Source organism: Bacillus sp. 5mfcol3.1 (assembly GCF_900114335.1).
In the GTDB taxonomy this organism is placed as follows: Bacteria; Bacillota; Bacilli; order Bacillales; family Bacillaceae_G; genus Bacillus_A; species Bacillus_A thuringiensis_S.
The window spans coordinates 1-24,107 of sequence record NZ_FOST01000002.1 but is presented as its reverse complement, the minus strand read 5'-3'; the positions used below and the strand labels follow the sequence as shown (position 1 = coordinate 24,107).

Genomic DNA, 24,107 nt, shown 5'->3' with positions numbered 1-24,107 from the left:
CGTTGACACTAAATGATGCTTTTTCTACACTTAGTTGTGTACAATATGTGACCAAAGGAGGATTCACCATGGAAATGAACGTCAAAACGAATTCCTCTCCTACGGCGCCAAAGCCAAGTAAGCAAACAGGCTGGCGCATCTGGTGGAGTTTACTACGTCCCCATACATTAACAGCCGCTTTCGTACCTGTTTTCATCGGAACAGCATATTCGATGCAGGTCGGAGGTATAAATCAAATACATCTTCCTCTTTTCCTTATGATGCTTCTTGCTTGTCTTCTCATTCAAGCAGCAACAAACATGTTTAATGAATATTTTGATTATAAAAGAGGACTTGATCACGAAGGTTCAGTTGGTATCGGCGGCGCTATCGTTCGCGATGGCATTCAGCCAAAAACAGTGCTTAACTTAGCATTTGGATTTTTCGGCATCGCAATACTATTAGGTATTTATATTTGTATAAATTCTAGTTGGTGGCTTGCTGCAATCGGTCTTGTTTGTATGGCCGTTGCTTACCTTTATACAGGTGGCCCACTTCCAATTGCATATACACCATTTGGAGAGTTGACAGCCGGATTATTTATGGGTGTCATTATTATTGGGATTTCATTTTTTATTCAAACTGGCACTGTAACATCAGAAGTCATTTTACTATCTATTCCAAGCTCCATTTTAATTGGTGCCATTTTACTAGCTAATAATATTCGTGACTTGGATGGCGATAAAGAAAACGGTCGTAAAACGTTAGCAATTCTCGTTGGACGTGAAAGAGCTGTTGGTGTACTTGCTTCGATGTTCATCGTTTCCTACATTTGGACAATTGCTTTAATTATCGTGGGCATCGTATCACCATGGATGCTTATCGTATTTTTAAGTGCACCGAAAGCATTTAAAGCGACGAAAGGCTTTATCGGCAAAAGCATTCCAATGGAAATGGTACCTGCGATGATTGCAACAGCAAAAACAAATACAATCTTCGGTTTCCTAATGGGAATCGGATTATTACTTGGATACTTTCTATAAAAGGAGCTGCTTATGCGGCTCCTTTTTCATATCTGAAATTCATCTCATAATTCCTACTCTCAACGCTCATACTATGTAAAGAAACTGAATTGTAGGAAGGTGGACGACTATGTTAACTCCACAACAAGTAGGTCAATTTAAATCCATTTTAGAAAAACAAAAACAAGAACTGGAACAAACGATACAAACTCATGAAAATACAGATCGTGCTTCTGAACGCGATTCAGTAGGAGAACTGTCTAGCTATGACAACCATCCAGGTGATATGGCTACAGAGCTATATGAACGTGAAAAAGACTTCGGGCTTATTGAACTTTGGCATAAACAGCTTGAGGAGACGAAACATGCCCTACAAAAAATAGAAGCGGGTACGTACGGCATTTGTGAAGTGTCTGGCGAAGAAATTCCATTTGAAAGATTGGAAGCAATGCCGACTGCTACAACATGCATACAGCACGCGACAAATAAGTTAAATATGAATACACGGCCAGTTGAAGAAGAAGTGTTGTCTCCTTCTTTCCACAAGCATGATGAGGACCATTCTGTTGAGTACGATGCGGAAGATGCGTGGCAAGATGTCGCAAATTACGGAACATCTGAAACGCCGTCTGATTTAGAAAGACAAGATTCAAAAAACTATAATGGCATGTATGTAAATAGTGAAGAAAACGTAGGCTACGTGGAGGATTTTGAAAACTTTATCGGTACGGATATGTACGGGAAAAACCCACAAGTTTTCGCTACAGAAGAGCATGAAGAATATGAACAAATGCTTGATGATTTTGAAGAACGTACCTTCAAAGGTGAATTATCTTCAAATGAATCTAGTTCCAAAGAATAAAAAAAAGCATTCCGAAAATCGGAATGCTTTTTATCGCTAGCTAATTAGTTTTTTGTAACGTTAGCTGCTTGTGGTCCGCGGTTTCCTTCAACGATTTCGAAAGAAACTTCTTGACCTTCTTCTAAAGTTTTGAAGCCGTCGCCTTGGATAGCTGAGAAATGTACGAATACGTCTTCTCCGCCTTCAACTTCGATGAAGCCAAAACCTTTTTCGCCGTTAAACCATTTAACTTTACCTGTTTGCATGTCATGTACCTCCTAAATAAAAATGAAACTATGAATCCACATGAAAAGGTGGATATAAAGGACATGAATGTATAACAAGCTTACAGCCTTTAATACAACGTGCTTTATTTCCGTACCACATTATGTAGCTCAATAGTGCTTTCACTATATCATGCTATATCGAAAACGTCAAATGAGAACACTTTCATTCCATCATTTTTTATAATCCTAGTATAACCTTAAATTTTCATTCTATTTTTATTCAAAAATTAACAAAAATACAGTACTCTAATTCTTTTAACTTCTGTACAATATAATTACTACATATTTATGAGGTGAAAAAATGCAAGCACATGAAATCGAGTATAAGCTATATGGCGATGATATGCAGTTTGTTGAAATTGAATTAGATCCAAAAGAAAGCGTTATCGCAGAAGCTGGCGCAATGATGATGATGGAAGATTACATTGAAATGGAAACAATCTTTGGTGACGGTTCTGGCCCATCTAACGGTTTATTCGGCAAATTAATGGGCGCTGGTAAACGTCTCGTTACAGGCGAAAGTATGTTTATGACTGTATTTACAAATACAGGTCACGGCAAACGCCACGTCTCATTTGCTGCTCCTTATCCTGGTAAAATTATTCCTGTAGATTTAACAGAATATCAAGGAAAAGTAATTTGTCAAAAAGATGCCTTTCTTTGTGCCGCAAAAGGTGTTTCTATCGGAATTGAATTTACGAAAAAAATAGGAACTGGTTTCTTCGGTGGTGAAGGGTTTATCATGCAGAAACTTGAAGGTGACGGCCTTGCTTTCATGCACGCAGGTGGAACTGTATATAAACGTGAATTAAAACCTGGTGAGAAACTTCGCATTGATACAGGTTGTCTCGTTGCCATGACAAAAGATATTAACTATGATATCGAATTCGTTGGTAAAGTAAAAACAGCTCTATTTGGCGGCGAGGGTTTATTCTTCGCAACATTAGAAGGTCCTGGAACAGTTTGGATTCAGTCCTTAACACTTAGCCGATTAGCAGCACGCCTTACAAGCCCAGCAGCGCAAAGTACTGGCGAAGGTAGTGTATTAGGTGGCCTTGGTCGTTTATTGGATGGGAAAGAGTAAAAAGGGCCCTTATGCAGGCTTGTCCATCGACTAATATAATACTAAAATTAAACACCCTTGCTTGCAGTAATGCAGTGAAAGGGTGTTTTAATTTACGTCTACAAACGAGAAAAAGCAGATGAAATAAAGTAATAAGGTTTACTTCAGTAAAATAAGGTATATTATATTTGTTGAATAGATTCTCTTTCAAGACAAGAAAAGTAGGTGAACAAAGTGGGAAAATATCAATTGGATTCCAAAAGTCAGGTAGCTGTGGCAAAGTTTCATGAAAAACAGAAGCCTGCCAAATTTGATAAAAAGCAGCAACTTGAACAATTACGTGCGGAGTATTTGAAAAAAAAGCAAAAACAAACAGATAAATAATATGTTTCGTTTCCCGAAATTTTCGGTATATAGTGCGAACAAACACAAGTAAATAGGTAATCATCGTTCAAATATATACAGACTATTTTTTCAAACCTCTTACAAGCCCAGCATTATAAAGTACTGGTGAAAGTAGTATATTAGGTGGCCTTGTTCACCTTTTAGATGGAAAAGAGTAAAAAATGCCTCCAATGCAAAAAAACATCGGAGGCATTTCTCTAAAGTTTATGACTATGGCACTTTATTTTTACTGCGGAGGGCTATACATACCATTTCGAATCATATAATACTCCATCGCTTCATTAAGCCATGTCTCTTCTTCTTCCGTGTAAGGAGATGGCATCATATTATTATATTGTTCTTCTACATTCTCTAATTTACCTAAAGAATACATTGTCTCTTCACCAACATACTTAAGAGTCGCCTTCATATGTTCATCAACCAATTTTTGCACTTCTGAATCCTCAATTTGTCTTCCGAATAATCTTTTCACTTCTTTTGCTAAACGCACAAACTCTTTATCAAGTGCTATGCCCTCTTCTTCCGACTTATTATATAATCCATCAGCCAAGTCTTTTGATACATATCCTTCAAGCCATAAACGTTGTTCGTTTTCTTTTTGAATGCTGTTAATTAGACTCATTAATATGTCACTATCCAACTCTTCATCTTCCTCAAGACATACCATTGTTCGTTCAAGCGCCTTTATCGAAACTTCAATGTGTCTTCTCTTTTCTTCAAAGGCTTTTCTTTGTTGTTCCAACGTTTCTTTTAAATTTACATTCAAACTTGGCATTTTCAGCATAACGCGTATTTCTTCTAAACTATATCCTAATACTTTAAGACTCACTATTTTCTGTAGTTCTAATATATCTTTTCCTTTGTACACACGGTGACCAGAGCTAACATTCTTTCCAGGTTTAAGTAGTCCAATTTCATCGTAATATTGTAGTGTCCGTATTGATGTGCCTGTCCTCTTTGCAAACTCACCAATTGAACAGCCTTCCCTTTTGCTCATCTTACACTCCTCCTAACAATATGTTTACAAAAATCATACTCCCTCACGTAACTGTAGGTTCAAGTCTTTTTTCCAAAAGCATGAATCAAGTTCCTCACCGCATATATTAAACTATACCTTTTCTTAAGGAGGGCTTCCTTAATGCGTACTCCTTTATCCTTTGATAAAGACACTGCCATACTGTTAGCTTCTTGTTGTGAGTTAACGTATGAACAATATAAACAAAATGGTATTTTCGAAATACCAGATGGTTTTCAATATGTACAAGGGTTTCAAGGAAAAGCCATTCAAACAACAGAATGGTTCGGGTTTATATTAGAATCTGAGGATACAATTATCGTTGCCTTCAGGGGCACTCAAACAGACCCTGATTGGATTATTGACTCTCTCGTCAATCAAAAACCTTATCCTTATGCTTTAAATAGCGGAAATGTCCATAACGGCTTTCTCTCTATTTATGAGTCTTGTCGTGATTCTATTATGGATATGCTCGTATCATTGCCAGCACATAAAAAACTGCTAGCTACTGGGCATAGTCTAGGTGGTGCGCTTGCCACATTACACATATTAGATGCACGTATAAATACTGCCTTCGCACAGTATGGACTTTATACATTCGCTTCTCCAAAAGTAGGAGATATCGCTTTTCGAAATTATTATAAACTACAAGTAGCTAGTAGCTTTCGTTTCGTCAACTTGTTCGATGTCGTTCCACTTCTCCCTCCCCGAAACATAAATTTTAATGATCATGATTGGGAGTATGCACACGTCCATCACAATATGACATTTACAAAAAATACAAAATCCATTACAAATAATCATTCCATTACAACATACAAAACATGTCTGACTTCTCATTTTTAACCAGTAAACAATTGGAAATAAAATATTCGTATACTATAATACTCTATGAAGTTATTTTTGGATGAGGGGACCTTACATGTTAAAATTTATCTTCACACTTTTTCTTATTGTAATTTTTACGGTCACAGGTTTCTTTACATTTTCATACTTTGCGACAGGAGAGTATGATGGGGCAGGTATCATATATACCACTGTTCCATTTCTTTCTTAAGCAAAATAAATAAAACGAGCTTAATTTTATTAAGCCCGTTTTATTTATTAATATCCATTTTTGTTGGTAAATCGATAATATATCTCCCAATATAGCATCCTCTTTAAAACTGTTTAACTACATTACCAATACCCCAAATTTCATTGCTGTACTGCAAAATCGTTCGATCACTCGCAAAATGACCAGACTGTGCAATATTTAAAATCGACATTTCTAGCCACTTCGTTCGGTTCTCATAAGCTCTACCGACAGCTTCTTGTTTTTCAGCATATGGGCCAAAATCTCGCAGAACGAAATATTCATCATTTTGAATAACGAGAGAATCATAAATCGCTTCAAATTCTGCTCCCGATTGTGCAAAGAAACCATTTGTTAATTGATCAACTACTTTTTTAATGTGCCTATTGTGGTGATAATAATCACTTGCACGATATCCACCATTTTGATAGTAATGAAGAACCTCTTCCGCTGTTAAGCCGAAAATGAAACAGTTATCATGACCGACCCGGTCTTTTATTTCAACGTTAGCTCCGTCTAGCGTTCCGAGTGTAATCGCACCATTCATCATAAATTTCATATTACCTGTTCCCGATGCTTCTTTACTCGCCGTTGAAATTTGTTCACTTACATCCGCTGCCGGGAATATATCTTCCGCTAAAGAAACTCGATAGTTTTCTAGAAAGATAACTTTCATATATTGACTGACATACGGGTCATTATTTACTTTTCTTGCGAGTTCATTTATTAATTTAATAATTTTTTTCGCGTAATAATATCCAGGTGATGCTTTCGCTCCAAAAATAAAAGTACGCGGATAAAATGTAAAACTAGCATCCTCTTTCAAACGGTTATACAAATATAAAATATGAAGAACATTTAATAATTGTCGTTTGTAAGCATGTAATCTTTTCACTTGCACATCAAAAATAGAATTTGGATCAATCGTAAGCCCCATTGTATTATGAATGCGCTCCGCTAAAATCTCTTTACGTTCTTGTTTTACTTCTGCAAATTTCTCTTGGAAACTCGCATCGTATTGAACTGTTTGCAACGATTGAAGCTTAATCGGTTCTTTCTTCCACTCTGTTCCAATCGCCTCTGAAATGAGATTTGTTAACTGTGGATTTGCTTTCATAAGCCAGCGCCTATGAGCAATTCCATTCGTCTTATTATTAAACTTATCTGGATAAAATTCATAAAACAATCGCATTTCCCGCTGCTTTAATATTTCCGTATGAATTTTTGCTACACCGTTTACGCTATGGCTACCGACAATTGCTAAATGAGCCATTTTCACAAGATCATGCGCAATAATTGCCATGTCTTCGATGCGATGCCATTCATAAGGATAACGTTCCCAAAGTTCATGACAGAAACGTTCATTAATCTCTTCAATAATCATATAAATTCTCGGTAATAACGGTTTAAAAATGTGAATTGGCCACTTTTCGAGCGCTTCTGATAACGTCGTATGATTCGTATAAGAAATCGTCTGCGTCGTTATGTGCCAAGCTTCTTCCCATGTTAACTTTTCTTCGTCTAGTAAAATACGCATCAGTTCTGGAATTGCTAAAACCGGATGTGTATCGTTAATGTGAATCGCAATTTTTTCATGTAATTGACGAAGGTCACCATATCTTTCTCTATGCATTCGAACGATATTTTGTAAACTTGCTGATACGAGGAAATACTGTTGTTTTAACCGAAGTATTTTCCCCTCATCATGCGTATCATCTGGATATAAAAACTCCGATACAGCCTCTGTTTCGCGCTTATATTTCAAAATATCTTTGCAGTTTTGCGGGAACGGAACTGGTTCAGCATTCCAAAGTCTAAGTGTGTTTACAGTACTCGTCTCATAGCCTACTACCGGCACATCATATGGCACTGCCATAATGACTTCTGCATTTGTATGCCTAAACTCTAAACGCCCGTCAATTTCTAGCGGTTCAACACTGCCGAAATAACTTACTTCCACAGCTTGATCATGCCTTCTTACTTCCCATACATTTTCATGAAGAAGCCACTGTTCTGGAAATTCAACTTGATAACCATCAACAATTTTCTGATCAAACAAACCATGTTTATAACGAATTCCACAGCCGTGTCCTGGCAAGTTTAAAGATGCAAGTGAATCGAGAAAACAGGCTGCTAAGCGTCCAAGCCCACCATTACCAAGGCCTGCATCTGCTTCCACTTCTTCTAACTCTTGCAACGAAATCCCTAGTTCAGATAACCCCTGCTCGCATACATCTCTAATACCTAAATTCAAGATGTTACTTCCAAGCAAACGTCCAAGCAAAAACTCAATAGACAAGTAATACATTTGCTTTTGCTCTCCGGATCGATAACTCTCATTCGTTGCAATCCATTGACTATTCATATACTCACGTACCATATGACCGAGTGTATTATATTGATCACGAGTTGTAGAATCTTTGAAACTTTTCCCATACATCGTCTCTAACTTTTCTAGAAAAGTTGATTTAAAACTTTCAACATGAGTAAACATTTTTTCACCACCTACATGTTATTCCATGAGACTTTTATACAATTCCTTATAAGCAAGAGCCGATTGCTCCCAGCTATAATCTTCAGTCATCGCTTGTTTTACAAGCTGCTCCCACACTGGTTTATCATGATAAAATTCAATTGCACGGTGAACCGTATGCAGCATGTCATGTGCATTAAAGTTCGTGAAACTGAAACCATTTCCTTCGCCTGTTTCTTCATCATAAGAATGTACCGTATCGTTTAATCCACCTGTTTCTCTTACAATTGGAATCGTACCGTACGCTAATGCGATAAGTTGTCCAAGTCCACACGGTTCAAACAGCGATGGCATTAAAAACAAATCGCTTCCCGCATACACTTGGTGCGCTAATTCTTCATTAAATCCGATATAAACTTTTACCTTCTCCGGATACTCATATGCCATCCACTCAAAGAATTGCTCATATTCCGAATCACCTGAACCTAAAATAATACATTGTACATCTTCTTCCATTATTTCGCGGAATACAGTGCGTACTAAATCAAGACCTTTTTGCTTCGTTAATCTCGTTACCATTGAAATAATTGGTGTATCCTCTTTTTCTGGCAAACCAAAATAACGCTGCAAAGCGCGTTTATTTTCACTCTTTTCATATAATGACTCTGCATCATACTGAGCCTTAATATACGAATCCGTTTCTGGATTATATACGCTCGTATCAATACCATTTACAATGCCGCTAAGCTTATCATTATATTTTCGCAGTAATCCATCTAGCTTCTCACCGAAAAATTCATATTGAATTTCTTCTTTATACGTCGGGCTCACCGCTGTAATTTGATCCGAAGCGATAATACCGCCTTTCATAAAGTTTATGTTTCCATAAAACTCTAGCTGCTCACTATGAAAATATTCATCACCAAGCTCTAACAAGTCGTACATCACTTCAGGAGGAAATACTCCTTGGAACTGCAAGTTGTGAATCGTATATACCGTTTTAATACGCTCATATAACGGGTTATCTTGATACTTTTCACGAAGTAAGAAATTAACCATAGCCGTATGCCAATCGTGGCTATGAAGAACATCCACTTCAAAGTCAAGGTGCGGAATACACTCTAACACTGCTTTTGAGAAATAAGAAAAACGCTCCCCGTCATCATAATGACCATACAGAGAATCTCTCTTAAAATAATATTCATTATCTATTAAGTAATACGTAATTCCGTCTTGCTCACCTTTTAAAATTCCACAATATTGATTCCTCCACCCGAGCGGGACGTTAATTACTTTATGTAACGTACATCCATCTCTTAACTTTTGTGGAATGAGGCTATAATTCGGAAGTATAATACGAACGTCCACTCCTAATTTTTTCAGCTCTTTTGGGAGCGCACCCGCTACATCAGCTAATCCTCCCGATTTCACAAACGGTACACATTCTGATACTGCAAATAAAATATTCACTTGTTGTCCCACTGCGCGAAAAGTTTTTATTACTCCTCTTGCAGCTTCCTCCCTTCGAGTTTTCATTTAAATTAAAACTTTAATCAGTGGGGGAAAAAGCCCCCACTGATTCTTTAGGAATAACTATTAATCGTACTGTTTTGTACGCTTCCTTTTTCTACAACATACGGCTCATCGATGTTTCCTTTTAATACGACACCGTCGCCAATTTTCACGTCTTTATCAATAATAACACCGTCTATTATACAGTTATCTCCAATTTGGCTCTTTTGCATAATAATACTGTTACGAATAATTGATCCTTTTCCAATTTTAACTGAACGGGAAATAACACTGTTTTCTACCTCCCCCTCAATAATACTGCCATTTGCAATCATTGTATTTTTCACGACTGCACCCTTTAGATAACGAGTTGGTGGCTCATCTTTTACTTTCGTAAAGATCGGCGCTTCTTTCTTAAATAATTGCTTCCAAATAGCAGGTTGCAAAATTTCTAGGCTATGCTTATAGTAACTTTCGATCGAGTCAATAATTGCTACATATCCAGTATGCTCATATGTAGCAATATGTAATGATTTCCCGCGTTTTTCTCTCACTACATCAAATAAACTGTATTGCTCCACATCTTTATATGACTCAAATAAGTCTAATAATAATTGTTTCTTTAACACGTATGTTTGAAGCGAAACCCCTTCATGGCAAACTTCTGTAATATCAGCTGCCGTATGTATATGTCGCTCTAACACCGCTTGAAAATTTAATGCTGTTACGAGATGGCTATTCGTAATAACAACGTACTCTTCTCTGCTTCTTAGAAAATAATCAATATGTCTTCTAAAGTGTGCAAAAGACCCAAATTCATCTTGGTCACATTGGCAGTTTGGCGGGAATAAAAATAGTCCGTCTCGTTTTCTATCTAAATCCCACTGTTTTCCTGAACCAACATGGTCCATTAACGAACGATTTTTATGGCTTGTAAAAACTGCTACACTATGAATACTAGAATTCACCATATTTGAAAGCATGAAATCAATGAGTCGATAACGGCCCCCAAACGGTAACGCCGCTAGTGAACGATGCCCTGTTACTTTCTTTAAGGAAGGAAAACTTCCCGTTGCATTAATAATTCCTAACATTTTTTCTCCCATTCATTTCATCCCCCTTTTCTATTTCCCTTCAGCAATTAATACTACATCGTCAACATTCTTTTCTGGACGAATGATTGTTCCATCTTCAATAACCATTTCTGATCCAACAATCGCTCTTTCAATCACAACATTTTTACCAATCTTAGCCCCTGGCATAACGACAGAATCAATCACCATACTTCCTTCTTCCACCGTCACTCCTTGGAATAACACAGAATGCTTCACGTCCCCTTCAATGACGCACCCTTCGTTAATAAGCGATTCTTCTACTTTCGCCTTTTCAGCAATATATTGAGGCGGTTCGTTTGGATTGACAGAGTAAATACGCCAATTACGATCGTTTAAATTCAGTGATGTTTCATCGCGAAGCAAATCCATATTCGCTTCCCATAAGCTCTTCACCGTTCCAACATCTTTCCAATATCCTTCAAACGGATACGCCATTAACTTCTTCCCTTCATCCAATAAAAGCGGAAGTACATCTTTTCCAAAATCGTTACTAGATTCAGGGTTTCTCGCATCCATCTCTAAATACTCTTTCAAAATTGACCAATTAAAAATATAGATTCCCATTGATGCAAGATTACTTCTTGGAAATTGTGGTTTCTCTTCAAACTCAACAATCTCCATTTCTTCATTTGTATTCATAATGCCAAAGCGACTCGCTTCATCCCAAGGTACTTCAATAACAGAAATGGATACGTCCGATTCTTTCTCAATATGGTAATCTAGCATCTTACTGTAATCCATTTTATAAATATGGTCACCTGATAAAATAAGAACATACTCCGGTTCATACTGACTTAAATAGTTTAAATTTTGATAAATGGCACTTGCCGTACCTGTATACCACTTAACCCCTGAAGACTCCGCATAAGGAGGTAAGACTGTGACCCCACCGTTTACTCGGTCTAAATCCCACGCATTTCCGATTCCGATATAATTATGAAGTTCAAGTGGTTGATATTGTGTTAAAATCCCAACCGTTTCAATACCAGAATTCGCACAGTTACTTAGCGTAAAATCAATAATGCGATATTTACCACCAAATGGAACAGCTGGCTTGGCTAAATTTTTTGTTAATGCACTTAAACGACTACCTTTTCCCCCTGCTAGTAACATTGCTACGCACTTTTGTTTTTGAGCCATCTTGTTTTTTGCTCCCCTTTCTCGTCTTCACTGGTCGTAATATGGATACGCCGAATGGTGGAATTGTAATCTCTACATGTGCCGCTTGATTATGGTACGGTTCTAGAATTGTCTTAAGACGTTTCTTATTCACTTGCCCCGAACCGCCATATTGCTGTGCATCACTGTTTAAAATCTCGTTATAATACTCGAAATCTGGTACACCTACTTTATAGTTTTCATATGTAGCTTTCGTAAAATTACATACGACAACTAACGCATCTTCTTGTTTATCCCCTTGGCGGATAAAAGAGAAAATACTTTGCTCATTATTATTAGCATCAATCCACTGAAAACCTTCAGGTGAATGGTCAAGCTGCCAAAGTGGTTTTGAGCGCTTATACAATGCTATGAGCTCATTAAAGTAATCATGCATATAACGATGCATTTCAAAATCATGTAAATTCCAATCTAAATCTTCAAGGTCTTTCCACTCATCAAACTGTCCGAATTCTCCTCCCATGAAAAGTAACTTCTTTCCTGGGTGAGTAAAGAAATATCCATATAATAAACGAAGTTGAGCAAACTTATCCCAGTAATCACCTGGCATTTTATTTAATAACGACTTTTTCCCATGAACGACTTCATCATGAGAAAGCGGTAATATGAAGTTTTCAGAGTACGCATATAGTAAAGAAAACGTCATTTTCTCATGAATGTGTTTCCTATATTCAGGCGCACACTCCATATATTTCAGCACGTCATTCATCCAGCCCATGTTCCATTTGTAATTGAATCCAAGCCCACCTTCATACGTTGGAGTTGTTACAAGTGGCCAAGCTGTTGAATCTTCTGCCGTCATAAGAAAATCTTCATCCTCTGCAAACACTGCTTCATTTAACTCTCTTAAAAATGAAACAGCATGCTCATTACTTTGCTCTTGTCCTTCTTTATTCCAGTACAACATATTCGCAACTGCATCTACTCTGAAACCATCAATATGGAAATATCTCATCCAAAATAACGCATTTGAAATTAAGAAATTACGTACCTCTCTCTTCCCTAAATCAAAATTGACAGTTCCCCATACTGGATTTTCTTGTACATCTTTATCTTTATATTCATAGGTCGGTGTGCCATCAAACAAATATAAACCGTGAGCATCTTTACAAAAATGCCCCGGCACCCAATCTAAAATGACACCGATTCCATATTTATGACATTCGTCGACAAAATGCATTAAATCATGCGGCGTACCAAATCTACTCGTCGCTGCATAATATCCCGTTCCTTGGTATCCCCAAGAACGATCATATGGATGCTCAACAAGCGGCATAATTTCAATATGTGTAAATTGATGTTCCACCACATACGGGATGAGCTCTTCAACCATTTCCCTGTAAGAGTACAGCGTTCCATCTTCTTTCTTTTTCCAAGAACCAAAATGTAATTCATAAACTGTCATCGCTTCTTTATAAATCGATTTTTTCTTTTTCTTACGATTCCAGTTTTTATCATTCCATTCATATCCTTTTATATCAAAAACTACAGATGCCGTATTCGGTCTTACTTCTGCATATACAGCATACGGATCTGCCTTTAAAATGACGTCACCAGCCAACGTTTCAATCGCATATTTATATATTTCTCCTTCTTCAATATGCGGTATAAATAAGGACCAAATGCCTTCTTCTGTCACTTGTAGCATCTTATGTTGCTCATAATCCCACTCATTAAAATCCCCAACAACACTCATTGCTTTCGCATGAGGAGCCCACACTGTAAATCGTACCCCTTGAATCTCATCTTCCGTCACAACATGTGCGCCAAAGATGTTATAACTTTCATAGTACTTTTCTGTATGAAACTCATCTCGTTTCACTTCTTCACAATTTATTACACTCAATATGCTCACCTCACTTAGATGACAGAATTTTTTATACTTTAACTATTTCTGCGAAAAACTGCAATATCCTTGTTAATTTATAAAAAACATTCGTTTTTTTCTTAAAAATGTTAGTTTTTATTCACATTTCCGTGTAAAATATCGAATTTTGACGAATATTCATTGTAAACGCTTCATTCTACTTCTATATTTCCTCCTATTATTTTTTTCTCAACCTTTATTTTATTAGGTTTATTCTATCTTTCACGCTATTTTCCACTTAAAATAACCATAAAATAATCTGTCATAAAAAAATGTTTCTCAACATTTTTCGTCATATTTTTATTGAAACGCGAAATTCATAAGCATATACTTGTTCTCAATAAAGAACCGTTATCTTTCGTAAATATAATTCATAGCGGACTACTATGTTTACTTATTTATCCTTGTTGCGAACGATTGCTATAAAAATTTAACTAGGGGGCTTTCTTATGTCATTAAAACAAAAAGTAGGAATGGGAGTTGTCACCGCTTCACTTGGTTTATCCCTTACATTCGGAGGTGTATTCGCCTATTTCAGTGATTCAGAAACATCGAGTAACTCATTTCAAGCTGGAACACTAGATCTTTCTATTAATCCAAGTGTAATCGTTAATGTGAAAGATTTAAAACCAGGTGATTTTATTGAAAGGAACTTCAAGCTTGAAAATAAAGGTACATTGGATATTGCAAAAGTAGCACTTGAAACATCATATGAAGTTACAGATGCAAAGCAAAATAATGACGGTGAAGATTTAGGTGATCACATTATCGTCAAGTTTCTAGTGAATGATGGACAGCCATCTAATTCAAACGATGATCATGAGATTTTGTGGGAAACAAAACTATCAAAATTAAAAACTATGAAACCTGAAGATGTCGCTACGTCTCTAGAACGTCATAACTTAATAGATGGTATTAAATCTGGTGAAACAGATTACTTACATGTCCTCTTCTCATTTGAAGATAACGACCAAGATCAAAATAAATTTCAAGGTGATTCCCTGCAGCTAAACTGGACTTTCCATGCTGAGCAAACAGCAGGTGTGGAGAAATAATTTTTAAAAATATAAATTACCGGAGGCCTATAAATGAAAAAGAAAAATCGTTTTGTTACTGGAATGGTAACAGCTGGCGTTCTGTTTTCAACTGCCATTCCGTTCAATGTACTTGCTGAAAGTCCTATTAACCAAATTGAATCTTCAAATGCTCATTCTATATTATCGAAGCTTTCTAAAGAACAACGCCTGGCATTACAAACGGTAGATGCCAACCCTGGTTTTACAATTTCACCAGATATTAATACGAGTAGTTCTGAGCCTGTAAATATCATTGTAGAATTTCAAACTGCTCCAGTAAAGATTAATGAATTAAAACAAAAAGAAAAAGGATTACAATCTGCTCCTGAAAATATAAAAGTACGTATTGATCAAGAACATGAAGAATTCGAAAAAGGACTAAAACGTCTTTATCAATTCAGCCCATCAGTAAAATCAGGAAACTTCCAGTCTGTACAAATTAAACGTTCTTATAAGCATGCGCTAAATGGTGTTGCAATGACATTACCAGCAAATACAGTTGAAGAGTTGTTACGAATTGGTGTTGTAAAACGCATTTGGAAAGATTACGAAGTGAAATTAAATTTACCAAAACAAGCTGAGCAAAAAGCACCCCAAAAACTAACAGACAGCATCCCTCAAATCGGGGTAGATAAGTTACATAGTGAGGGTATTACCGGAAAAGGAATTAAAGTTGGTGTATTAGATACAGGTATTGATTACAATCACCCTGACTTAAAAGACGTATATAAAGGCTATCGCGCAAAACCTGGTGAGGACTCTAGCAAAGTAGATCCAAATTCAGTAAAGGGTTGGGACTTTATTAATAATGATGCAGATCCAATGGAAACTACTTATTCAGAATGGCAACAATCTGGTGCTCCTGAATTTGATAACCGTGGTTCTTCCTTCTACACAGCCCACGGCACTCACGTAGCAGGTATCGTTTCTGCTCAAAAGAAGAACCAATCTGATTCAGCAGTAAAAGGTGTTGCACCTGACATTGAACTGTATAACTATCGTGTACTCGGTCCATACGGAAGTGGAGATAGTTCAGGTATTATCGCTGCAATTGATAAATCTATTTCTGACGGTATGAACGTTATTAACTTATCGTTAGGTGATGATAGCAACAATCCTCTTGATCCAACATCTATCGCTGTTAATAACGCGATGCTTTCAGGCGTTGTTACAGTCGTTGCTGCTGGTAACTCTGGACCGAATCCATCAACACTCGGATCACCAGGTGCTTCGCCATTTGCTATTACGGTTGGAGCCAGTGATAGCTCTATTTCCTTACCGAAACTATCAGGTCATGCTGGACAATTACAATTCCCTAACCTAATTTTGTTCGGCAAAAACTTCACTGATAAAATAGAAGATTTCAAGGGACAAACTTTACCTATTGAATCTGTAGGAATCGGTACGCCTGACGAGTTTAGTAAAAAAGATGTAAAAGGAAAAATCGCTCTCGTTGCACGTGGTACAACCTCATTTGATGAAAAAATTGCTAACGCAAAACAAGCAGGTGCAAAAGCCGTTATTATTTATAACAACGTGGATGGAGAAATTCCTTTCTACGTTGGTGAAAGCACAAAATACATTCCAGCATTCCGCCTAACGAAAGAAGACGGTGAAAAACTAAAAGCTCAAATTGAACAAGGTAGCACATCCTTAACTTTCGATGAAATTAATTACATTCAAACAGAAGGCGATCATCTTGCAGACTTTAGCTCACGCGGTCCTGTTACAGCAAATGATGATATTAAGCCTGATATTACAGCGCCTGGTGTCGCTGTCCTTTCAACAGTTCCTGAATATATTAACGACCCGCAAGAGGGTGAAAGCTACGCTGTTTCCTATGAGCGTATGCAAGGAACATCTATGGCTTCCCCTCATATTGCTGGCGTTGCTGCTCTAATTTTACAAGAACACCCAGACTACTCTCCGTTCGATGTAAAAGCGTCTCTTATGAACACAGCTGATGATTTAAAAGAAAAATATTCGGTGTATGAAGTTGGAGCTGGGCGAGTAGATGCTTACAACGCCGTTCGTACAGAAACAAGCTTTAAAGTATTAGATACGACACAAACTGTTGTAAATGATGAAGTAATTGAAGTGCCCGAAGAAACTGGATCTATTGCATTCGGTAAGTTTTATCAAAAAGACGGTGAAGCTCTTGAACAAAAACGAAATATAAAAGTAACTAATCATAATAAACAAGAGAAAAAAGAATTTAAAACAGAAATTTCTTATACACCGGCTTCTTCTACTATTAACGATGCTGTCGCAAACGGTGTAAAAATCTCAGCTCCAGAAACAATTACTCTTGATGCTGGCAAAGCAGATGAAATTGAAGCAAAAATTAATGTTCCAGCCGGTGTAAAACAAGGCCGATATGAAGGATATATTCATATTACGAACACGAAAAATAAAGAAGAAACATATCAAATCCCATTCTCTATTCGTGTATCAGAGCCTGGTATTGAAAATACAATACTATCAAGAAAAGCAATTTCAACTGATACATCTAAATTTAATCCATACGGTGAATCGTATGTTCACGGGGCATTCCAATTAAACAGCGAACTTGAAACGTTAGATCTTATCGTAAAAGATTCCAAAACAGATAAAGCTCTGGGCTTCATTGGGACATTAAACACAAGTGGACTAAAAACTGATGTGTATTACTACTTAGACTCATTCTTTAATGGAAAAGTGTATCCTTTTACAAATGATCCTGCAAAACCAATTGGTGATGAGAAAATCAACTTACCAGAAGGAGACTACACAATTGAGTTTGTCGGTTATGATAAGGCTGGGAAAGCACGTGTAAAAGGTGATTATGTTGTAATTGATAATACCCCACCAGAAGTGAAACTAACTGGATTAAAACCTGGTATTTACGAGTTAAATGAAGAAAATTATACAGTAGAAGATGGCAAAAAAGCACTATGGATTAAAGGAAATGTATACGATTCAAACGTTGACTACTTAAAAGGAAAAGGATTAAACATTACGCAAGAAGCGAATGGCGTTATGTACTATGACTATTCTCCATACTTGCATAAGTTTTTACCGATTAATGCAAATGGCGACTTTAAAGTTGGCATTACACCTGACTCCTTCAAAACGGAAGGTCCAATGAACACAGGCGTATATATTTTCGATTATGCAACTGCAGGAGCTGACTATCCAAGCGGTGTAAATAACTACTGGTTTATCCCACAAGGTGCTCAATATGCGAAAGCTAGTTACGATAAAAAAGAATTATATAAAAATGACGAGTTCACAGTAACACTAAACGCAAAACACGTAAAACAATTTGTTGCTGGGCAATTTAATGTAAACTTCCTAGAGAAGAACTTCAAATTTGCAAATGCGAAGTTTAATCCTGCTTTTGAAAAGCTACTTTCCGAAAAAGGAGTAACCGCAAAAGTAAATGAACCGAAACTAGAGGCAAGTTCGGTTACAGTTGGTGGCGCTATCGATGACAAAAACTTTGCTGGATTAGATGGTGATTTCCCGTTCATTGATGTAACTTTCAAAGTAGAAAATGATGAATTTTATGAAGCAAACGCTCAATTAGAGTCACCAATTTTTGTTTACTGGAAACAAGGTGAATCAGAACCAAATAGAATGCGTGTACTTCAAGATCAAACATTCTCAGTTATGTCCTTAAATTCACTAGTAGAAGGAAATATTAAACCTGGTGCATTCTTAAATGAACGTGGATATTTAGATGAAAAGTTTGATTATGCAAAGCTTGGCGTAAAAGTATACGCAACTGATTCTTACCGTCATAAGTTTGAAGGCTCACTAGATAAATATGGGTACTTCAAACTAAATGGACTTCCAGTTAATAAACGCGACTATAACCTATATGTAGAAGTGCCAGGACATTTAACAAGCCGCCTAACAACGAAACTTGGTACTGAAAAAGACGGTAAGCTGCTTGGCCAATATTATTATGCAAGACCTGACGAAAACCTTGCCGGCGATGTAAATGCTGATAAAGTAATCGATATTAAAGATGCTGAAATTATCGCTAGCAACTATGGTAAAAAAGGACTAACTGTAAAAGACGGAGACCTTAATAAAGATGGGATTGTCGACGAAAAAGATATTCGCTTCGTTGAAAAGAACTTCTTGAAAAAAGGGCCAGATGCATCTAAATCACAAACGCCTGTAGAAAAATCAAAAAGCGGTACACTGACAGATATTTTAAAGAAATTGGGATTAACGCCTAAAAAATGATAAAGTGAAACTTTAATCAGTGGGGGGTGTTCATCCCCCACTGATTATCAGCCCTCACCAATCGGGCTTTTACGGGCAGGTGATCACCAAACTAACTTCTTTGCTTTCGCTGCATTTTGAGGTGGGGATCTTACTGCCCGTTAATGCGGGATAATAAAGAGCACTCTACGTAAAGTAGAGTGCTCTTTTCTATAAACGACCCTTATCCAGCAAAAGGGGTATATTGGGGATATACAAGGGAAACCGGAAAAGGAATTTATATTAAATTATATAAGTTCAGAGGTAAGAAGCAGTTTCCCACCTCTGAATTATTTAGCAATTATTATAGTACTGGTGCCATTGTTTCTTTTAATACTTTTACAGAATGAGCGAATTTCGCTTTTTCATCTTCATTTAGCTCAAGTTCTACGATTTCACGTACACCTTCGCGGTTAATTACAGCTGGAACACCTACATAAGCATCTTTCTCTCCGTATTGACCTTCAAGGTATGCAGATACAGTTAATACGCTGTTCTCGTTGTTTAAGATTGCTTTAGTTACACGAAGTAGTGACATACCGATTCCGTAGTAAGTTGCACCTTTACGCTCGATAATATGGTAAGCTGCATCACGTACGTTTTCGAAGATTTTATCTAAGTCTTCTTGATTGTACTGTTCGTTGTTAGCTAAGATTGTTTCTAGTTTTTGTACACCGATAGTAGCGTGGCTCCATACTGGAAGTTCAGTGTCACCGTGTTCACCAACGATGTAAGCATGAACGTTACGTGGATCTACATCTAAGTAGTCACCTAACATGTAACGGAAACGAGCAGAGTCTAAAGTAGTACCAGAACCGATTACGCGCTCTTTTGGTAAACCAGATTCTTTCCAAGTTACGTAAGTTAAAATGTCAACTGGGTTAGTTGCGATTAAGAAGATTCCATCGAATCCACTATCCATAATACCGCGAACGATTTGTTTAAAGATCTTTGTATTTTTCTCAACTAAGTCTAAACGAGTTTCACCTGGCTTTTGTGGTAATCCAGCAGTGATAACTACTAAATCTGCATCTTTACAATCTGCATAGCTACCGCTCCAAACTTTTGTTGGTGATGGAGAGAATGGTACCGCATGGCTTAAGTCCATTGCTTCCCCTTCTGCTTTTGCTTCATTAACATCTACTAATACGAACTCTTCAGCTACACCTTGGTTGATCATTGAGTAAGCGTAACTACAACCTACAGCTCCTGTTCCTACTAATACTACACGATTGATACCTTTTTTCATGGTAATTTCCCCTCTCTATTGTTCACATCTATTTTTTATGATTGTTTAAGTAATTAATTAAAATACTAATTTAATGTTGTTTAACTTCTTTACACTCATATTGTAGCACGTATTATTGTGAATTACTTCACAAATTATGACCTATTTGTGAACTTTTTCACATAGAGTGTAAAGTTATTAGAATAGGTGTGGAATCCATTTCAATGGAGGCGTTTTCTTTAGATTGTGAACAAAAAGAATGTGATTCGATTATTCCCTATAACTAAATTCAATTTCTATAATCAAACTAACACATTATCCCCTTATAAGCTGGACGTCAGTTGGTCTATATAGACTACGGTGAAATAAATGAATTAGCCTATACTTTATCACCTCCCTTTTAACCATTACTGTATATTAAAAAATATCCGTTAAAATTAAGCGTTCTTTTCTAGTAATAAACCATCCAATATAAGTGATAGGCCATGCAAAGCTTTAGACAACTGCATCTCTGCATCTTCAGAATTCGCAATCCAACAAGCAAGGTCCACTAGTCCGCCATTTATGAATCTTGCTAAGGCTTCACAGTCCGTTTTTTCAATAATAGAGTCCTTCATTAATTGTTGAAGTATCTCCGCCATCGTCGTTAAACATTGCGACTGTGATGATTGATAATAACTATTTCCTAATACTGCTGGTGCATCTCGAAGTACGATTCGCTGAATTTCTGGATTAAGTGCCATTGTTAAATACGCACGACAACGCCCAACAAATCCTTCCCATTTTCCTTCCGCCTCATTTGATACTTCCCCTAATTTGTTATCCATTTCCATGTCAATTTCTTTTACAACTGCTTCTAACAACCCTTTTTTATCACCAAAATGATGATAAATTGCACCACGTGTTAAACCGACAGATGCTGTAAAATCATCCATAGACGTGTTTACATATCCAACTGTACCAAAAGCCTCTCTTGCTGCACTCAGCAATTTAGCACGTGTTTCAGTAATCATTTCTGCTCTCGTTTTTTTAACCATCTTTTCCTCCTATTTCTATTCATTCTCTTTATTCAAAATAAATCGCATTATAGTATCGTTCTCTATGTAAAAGAATAACTCCTTTGAACGTCAGCTCTCTATCCAGAGATAAAACATTTCAATTGACATACGCACCGTATGTTAATATGATATTGGCATACGGTGCGTATGTCAATTATTTCTAGCTTACAAGATAATATAACTTCTTACCCATCCCCTACATTGACTCACTGTCCCTTTTTATAGAAGGTATTAATGAAACAGAGGAGGAGTTAAAAGAATGAAGAATGTATATGTAAACGTCAAATACTTTGGTGATTATTATGTTTAATTCCTACCGTGAAATTTTCAGTGCTCCTGGTACAAAAGGATTCTCATTAGCAGGATTTATAGCTCGGATGCCCATATCAATGATGGGCATTGGTATTGTTACAATGTTATCTCAGTTACGTGGTGACTATTGGCTTGCTGGAGCTGTTGCAGCCACCTTTACATTATCATCAGCTTTACTAGCTCCTCATATTTCTCGGATGGCCGATCAATTAGGGCAATCTCGCATACTTCTTCCGACTACAGGTATCAGTGTTTTCTTTACGATCCTCTTACTTCTATGCACGAAATATGAAGCTCCTTATTGGACGCTATTTCTATCCGCCTTATGTGCAGGTTGTATGCCCAACATGTCAGCCATGGTGCGTGCACGTTGGACTAAACTATACCGTGGATCCCATAAATTGCATACAGCATTTTCCTTCGAGTCGGTTGTCGACGAAATTTGCTTCATAATTGGGCCTGTATTATCTGTCAGTTTAAGTGTTATGTTCTTCCCAGAAGCAGGCCCACTTTTATCATCTGTTTTTCTTACAATTGGGGTATGCCTATTCACCATGCAAAAAAGCACAGAACCGCCTGTACACCCTCACGACATTACAAACAAAGGAACAGTGTTTAAAATTGGTTCTTTACGAGTACTAGTATTCACACTCATCGCCATAGGGACTATATTTGGCACAATAGATGTCGTTAGTGTAGCTTTTGCTGAACATCAAGAAAACACGGTAGCTGCTAGCTTTGTGCTTTCTGTCTATGCAATCGGTTCATGCCTTGCAGGTCTAATTTTCGGTACTCTTAAACTCAATACTCCACCCTATAATCAGTTTTTAATAGCAGTCACACTGTCCATGATAACAATGCTGCCACTAGTTTTCGTAAACACTATTCCTTGGCTAGTAGTTATTGTTTTCTTTGCAGGGTTATCTGTCGCTCCTACAATGATTATTACTATGGGACTTGTGGAAAAAATCGTACCTGAATCAAAAATAACTGAAGGAATGACTTGGGCAATTACAGGACTTGGTATTGGAGTCTCCCTAGGATCGGCGATAGCTGGTTTAGTTATTGATAACTTTGGAGCTCGGGCAGGATTTAGTGTGGCTATTATAGCAGGAGGCCTTGCCTTAACTATTGCACTTTTAGGATACAAAACTCTTCACTCCGCATATAGTCATGCTGTTATGAAACCGGATGGCCGCTCAGCAGAGAGTTAAAACATATTCAAAAAATAGGATTACCTCTTTTCTTATGTATAAGAAGAGGTAATCCTATTTAAATTAATATAACTTTTTTAAATTGATTATTTATAATCTGTTATAGCTTCTTTTATATTTATACACAACAAAAAAGAGATAGCAGTTTATGCTATCTCTTTTAGTATGACCCGTACGGGATTCGAACCCGTGTTACCGCCGTGAAAGGGCGGTGTCTTAACCACTTGACCAACGGGCCAATTACTGGCAGAGAAGAAGGGATTCGAACCCTCGCACCGCGTTCGCGATCTACTCCCTTAGCAGGGGAGCCCCTTGAGCCACTTGGGTACTTCTCTATAATATGGCTCCGCAGGTAGGACTCGAACCTACGACCGATCGGTTAACAGCCGATAGCTCTACCACTGAGCTACTGCGGAACAATTATGGTGGGCCTAAATGGACTCGAACCATCGACCTCACGCTTATCAGGCGTGCGCTCTAACCAGCTGAGCTATAGGCCCATAATTGAAAAGCGGGTGAAGAGAATCGAACTCTCGACCAGAGCTTGGAAGGCTCTTGTTTTACCACTAAACTACACCCGCATTAAATTGAAAATGGTGAGCCATGAAGGATTCGAACCTTCGACCCTCTGATTAAAAGTCAGATGCTCTACCAACTGAGCTAATGGCTCATTTTGAAAGTGGTGCCGGCTAGAGGACTTGAACCCCCAACCTACTGATTACAAGTCAGTTGCTCTACCAATTGAGCTAAGCCGGCTTGCGACTTCAAAATGGTGGCTCGGGACGGAATCGAACCGCCGACACGAGGATTTTCAGTCCTCTGCTCTACCGACTGAGCTACCGAGCCTTATTAAAATGGCGGTCCCGACCGGGGTCGAACCGGCGATCTCCTGCGTGACAGGCAGGCATGTTAACCACTACACCACGGGACCATTTGGTTGCGGGGACAGGATTTGAACCTGCGACCTTCGGGTTATGAGCCCGACGAGCTACCGTACTGCTCCACCCCGCGATGATATAATATGTAATTTAAGAAAAAATGGAGGAGGTAGAGGGATTCGAACCCCCGCGCGACTCTCGCCGCCTGTCGGTTTTCAAGACCGATCCCTTCAGCCGAACTTGGGTATACCTCC

18 protein-coding genes and 11 tRNA genes are annotated in these 24,107 nt (G+C 37.6%); 9 read left to right on the top strand and 20 right to left on the bottom strand.

Annotation, left to right across the window (positions count from 1 at the left end):
- Nucleotides 1-68: 68 nt before the first annotated feature.
- Both BM089_RS09225 and BM089_RS09220 read left to right on the top strand, forming a co-directional pair.
- Nucleotides 69-1,022 carry a 1,4-dihydroxy-2-naphthoate polyprenyltransferase gene (locus BM089_RS09225; protein WP_075717049.1) on the top strand — a complete coding sequence of 318 codons (954 nt, stop codon included), beginning with the start codon at nucleotides 69-71 and terminating at the stop codon, nucleotides 1,020-1,022.
- A gap of 109 nt (nucleotides 1,023-1,131) precedes the next feature.
- Nucleotides 1,132-1,863, top strand: coding sequence for a yteA family sporulation protein (locus BM089_RS09220; RefSeq protein WP_000957398.1), 732 nt, complete (start codon nucleotides 1,132-1,134; stop codon nucleotides 1,861-1,863).
- 44 nt (nucleotides 1,864-1,907) lie between these two features.
- Here the strand turns inward: BM089_RS09220 and cspD are convergent, their stop codons facing one another.
- A complete protein-coding gene (gene cspD / locus BM089_RS09215; RefSeq protein ID WP_001193052.1) occupies nucleotides 1,908-2,108 on the bottom strand; it encodes a cold-shock protein CspD in 201 nt (66 codons plus the stop codon).
- A 322-nt stretch (nucleotides 2,109-2,430) separates the two neighbouring features.
- On the opposite strand from cspD, the gene BM089_RS09210 reads away from it, so the two are divergent.
- Entirely contained in the window at nucleotides 2,431-3,213 is a 783-nt protein-coding gene (locus BM089_RS09210; protein WP_090976757.1) for a TIGR00266 family protein, read from the top strand.
- A gap of 213 nt (nucleotides 3,214-3,426) precedes the next feature.
- The gene (locus BM089_RS31045; protein ID WP_000521642.1) at nucleotides 3,427-3,576 is read left to right on the top strand and encodes a hypothetical protein; all 150 of its coding nucleotides are present in this window, start codon (nucleotides 3,427-3,429) and stop codon (nucleotides 3,574-3,576) included.
- Nucleotides 3,577-3,823: 247 nt separating this feature from the next.
- On the opposite strand, the gene BM089_RS09200 is transcribed toward BM089_RS31045, so the two are convergent.
- The gene (locus tag BM089_RS09200) at nucleotides 3,824-4,594 is read right to left on the bottom strand and encodes a MerR family transcriptional regulator (protein ID WP_000043962.1); all 771 of its coding nucleotides are present in this window, start codon (nucleotides 4,592-4,594) and stop codon (nucleotides 3,824-3,826) included.
- A gap of 141 nt (nucleotides 4,595-4,735) precedes the next feature.
- Here BM089_RS09200 and BM089_RS09195 point away from each other — a divergent pair, with 141 nt between their 5' ends.
- Together BM089_RS09195 and BM089_RS31765 are read left to right on the top strand one after the other, a co-directional pair.
- On the top strand, nucleotides 4,736-5,458 hold the full coding sequence (locus BM089_RS09195; protein WP_001260112.1) for a lipase family protein: 723 nt from the start codon (nucleotides 4,736-4,738) through the stop codon (nucleotides 5,456-5,458).
- Nucleotides 5,459-5,534: 76 nt separating this feature from the next.
- Complete coding sequence (locus BM089_RS31765; RefSeq protein ID WP_016079902.1) at nucleotides 5,535-5,669, top strand: hypothetical protein; 135 nt, start codon at nucleotides 5,535-5,537, stop codon at nucleotides 5,667-5,669.
- A 103-nt stretch (nucleotides 5,670-5,772) separates the two neighbouring features.
- Here the strand turns inward: BM089_RS31765 and glgP are convergent, their stop codons facing one another.
- From glgP to glgB, 5 genes are all read right to left on the bottom strand, one after another.
- Nucleotides 5,773-8,181 carry a glycogen phosphorylase gene (gene glgP, locus BM089_RS09185; protein WP_090976755.1) on the bottom strand — a complete coding sequence of 803 codons (2,409 nt, stop codon included), beginning with the start codon at nucleotides 8,179-8,181 and terminating at the stop codon, nucleotides 5,773-5,775.
- Nucleotides 8,182-8,199: 18 nt separating this feature from the next.
- Nucleotides 8,200-9,630 carry a glycogen synthase GlgA gene (glgA, locus tag BM089_RS09180; protein ID WP_029948456.1) on the bottom strand — a complete coding sequence of 477 codons (1,431 nt, stop codon included), beginning with the start codon at nucleotides 9,628-9,630 and terminating at the stop codon, nucleotides 8,200-8,202.
- A 113-nt stretch (nucleotides 9,631-9,743) separates the two neighbouring features.
- Nucleotides 9,744-10,778: a glucose-1-phosphate adenylyltransferase subunit GlgD gene (glgD, locus tag BM089_RS09175; protein ID WP_000504162.1), complete on the bottom strand. Its 1,035-nt coding sequence runs from the start codon at nucleotides 10,776-10,778 to the stop codon at nucleotides 9,744-9,746.
- Nucleotides 10,779-10,796: 18 nt separating this feature from the next.
- Complete coding sequence (gene glgC, locus BM089_RS09170; protein ID WP_000057604.1) at nucleotides 10,797-11,927, bottom strand: glucose-1-phosphate adenylyltransferase; 1,131 nt, start codon at nucleotides 11,925-11,927, stop codon at nucleotides 10,797-10,799.
- Entirely contained in the window at nucleotides 11,875-13,812 is a 1,938-nt protein-coding gene (gene glgB / locus BM089_RS09165) for a 1,4-alpha-glucan branching protein GlgB (protein ID WP_075717046.1), read from the bottom strand. Before glgB ends, glgC begins: the two co-directional genes overlap by 53 nt.
- Nucleotides 13,813-14,282: 470 nt before the next feature.
- Here glgB and BM089_RS09160 point away from each other — a divergent pair, with 470 nt between their 5' ends.
- Both BM089_RS09160 and BM089_RS09155 read left to right on the top strand, forming a co-directional pair.
- On the top strand, nucleotides 14,283-14,888 hold the full coding sequence (locus BM089_RS09160) for a CalY family protein (protein ID WP_090976753.1): 606 nt from the start codon (nucleotides 14,283-14,285) through the stop codon (nucleotides 14,886-14,888).
- A 33-nt stretch (nucleotides 14,889-14,921) separates the two neighbouring features.
- Complete coding sequence (locus BM089_RS09155; RefSeq protein WP_090976751.1) at nucleotides 14,922-19,145, top strand: S8 family serine peptidase; 4,224 nt, start codon at nucleotides 14,922-14,924, stop codon at nucleotides 19,143-19,145.
- 322 nt (nucleotides 19,146-19,467) lie between these two features.
- Here BM089_RS09155 and BM089_RS09145 read toward each other — a convergent pair whose 3' ends face one another.
- Together BM089_RS09145 and BM089_RS09140 are read right to left on the bottom strand one after the other, a co-directional pair.
- On the bottom strand, nucleotides 19,468-20,412 hold the full coding sequence (locus BM089_RS09145) for an L-lactate dehydrogenase (RefSeq protein ID WP_000715346.1): 945 nt from the start codon (nucleotides 20,410-20,412) through the stop codon (nucleotides 19,468-19,470).
- A 416-nt stretch (nucleotides 20,413-20,828) separates the two neighbouring features.
- Entirely contained in the window at nucleotides 20,829-21,428 is a 600-nt protein-coding gene (locus BM089_RS09140; protein ID WP_075717044.1) for a TetR/AcrR family transcriptional regulator, read from the bottom strand.
- Between the two features lie 323 nt (nucleotides 21,429-21,751).
- Between BM089_RS09140 and BM089_RS09135 the strand changes: the two genes are divergently transcribed.
- A complete protein-coding gene (locus tag BM089_RS09135; protein WP_075720466.1) occupies nucleotides 21,752-22,975 on the top strand; it encodes an MFS transporter in 1,224 nt (407 codons plus the stop codon).
- A 166-nt stretch (nucleotides 22,976-23,141) separates the two neighbouring features.
- Here the strand turns inward: BM089_RS09135 and BM089_RS09130 are convergent.
- The 11 genes from BM089_RS09130 to BM089_RS09080 all read right to left on the bottom strand — a co-directional run bounded on the left by BM089_RS09130 (nucleotide 23,142) and on the right by BM089_RS09080 (nucleotide 24,107).
- A tRNA-Glu gene (locus tag BM089_RS09130) sits at nucleotides 23,142-23,213 on the bottom strand.
- 6 nt (nucleotides 23,214-23,219) lie between these two features.
- Nucleotides 23,220-23,310 (bottom strand) — tRNA-Ser (locus BM089_RS09125).
- A gap of 6 nt (nucleotides 23,311-23,316) precedes the next feature.
- Nucleotides 23,317-23,391: transfer RNA gene (locus BM089_RS09120), tRNA-Asn, on the bottom strand.
- A 7-nt stretch (nucleotides 23,392-23,398) separates the two neighbouring features.
- Nucleotides 23,399-23,475 (bottom strand) — tRNA-Ile (locus tag BM089_RS09115).
- A gap of 10 nt (nucleotides 23,476-23,485) precedes the next feature.
- Nucleotides 23,486-23,556 (bottom strand) — tRNA-Gly (locus tag BM089_RS09110).
- A 13-nt stretch (nucleotides 23,557-23,569) separates the two neighbouring features.
- Nucleotides 23,570-23,645, bottom strand: a tRNA-Lys gene (locus BM089_RS09105).
- A gap of 10 nt (nucleotides 23,646-23,655) precedes the next feature.
- Nucleotides 23,656-23,731, bottom strand: a tRNA-Thr gene (locus tag BM089_RS09100).
- Between the two features lie 14 nt (nucleotides 23,732-23,745).
- A tRNA-Phe gene (locus tag BM089_RS09095) sits at nucleotides 23,746-23,821 on the bottom strand.
- A gap of 9 nt (nucleotides 23,822-23,830) precedes the next feature.
- Nucleotides 23,831-23,906, bottom strand: a tRNA-Asp gene (locus BM089_RS09090).
- Between the two features lie 3 nt (nucleotides 23,907-23,909).
- Nucleotides 23,910-23,986 (bottom strand) — tRNA-Met (locus BM089_RS09085).
- 28 nt (nucleotides 23,987-24,014) lie between these two features.
- Nucleotides 24,015-24,107 (bottom strand) — tRNA-Ser (locus BM089_RS09080).

Coding starts and splice junctions, on each gene's coding strand:
- BM089_RS09225 (WP_075717049.1), top strand. CDS start 69: ATGGAAATGAACGTCAAAACGAATTCCTCTCCTACGGCGCCAAAGCCA.
- BM089_RS09220 (WP_000957398.1), top strand. CDS start 1,132: ATGTTAACTCCACAACAAGTAGGTCAATTTAAATCCATTTTAGAAAAA.
- cspD (WP_001193052.1), bottom strand. CDS start 2,108: ATGCAAACAGGTAAAGTTAAATGGTTTAACGGCGAAAAAGGTTTTGGC.
- BM089_RS09210 (WP_090976757.1), top strand. CDS start 2,431: ATGCAAGCACATGAAATCGAGTATAAGCTATATGGCGATGATATGCAG.
- BM089_RS09200 (WP_000043962.1), bottom strand. CDS start 4,594: ATGAGCAAAAGGGAAGGCTGTTCAATTGGTGAGTTTGCAAAGAGGACA.
- BM089_RS09195 (WP_001260112.1), top strand. CDS start 4,736: ATGCGTACTCCTTTATCCTTTGATAAAGACACTGCCATACTGTTAGCT.
- BM089_RS31765 (WP_016079902.1), top strand. CDS start 5,535: ATGTTAAAATTTATCTTCACACTTTTTCTTATTGTAATTTTTACGGTC.
- glgP (WP_090976755.1), bottom strand. CDS start 8,181: ATGTTTACTCATGTTGAAAGTTTTAAATCAACTTTTCTAGAAAAGTTA.
- glgD (WP_000504162.1), bottom strand. CDS start 10,778: ATGGGAGAAAAAATGTTAGGAATTATTAATGCAACGGGAAGTTTTCCT.
- glgC (WP_000057604.1), bottom strand. CDS start 11,927: ATGGCTCAAAAACAAAAGTGCGTAGCAATGTTACTAGCAGGGGGAAAA.
- BM089_RS09160 (WP_090976753.1), top strand. CDS start 14,283: ATGTCATTAAAACAAAAAGTAGGAATGGGAGTTGTCACCGCTTCACTT.
- BM089_RS09155 (WP_090976751.1), top strand. CDS start 14,922: ATGAAAAAGAAAAATCGTTTTGTTACTGGAATGGTAACAGCTGGCGTT.
- BM089_RS09145 (WP_000715346.1), bottom strand. CDS start 20,412: ATGAAAAAAGGTATCAATCGTGTAGTATTAGTAGGAACAGGAGCTGTA.
- BM089_RS09140 (WP_075717044.1), bottom strand. CDS start 21,428: ATGGTTAAAAAAACGAGAGCAGAAATGATTACTGAAACACGTGCTAAA.
- BM089_RS09135 (WP_075720466.1), top strand. CDS start 21,752: ATGTTTAATTCCTACCGTGAAATTTTCAGTGCTCCTGGTACAAAAGGA.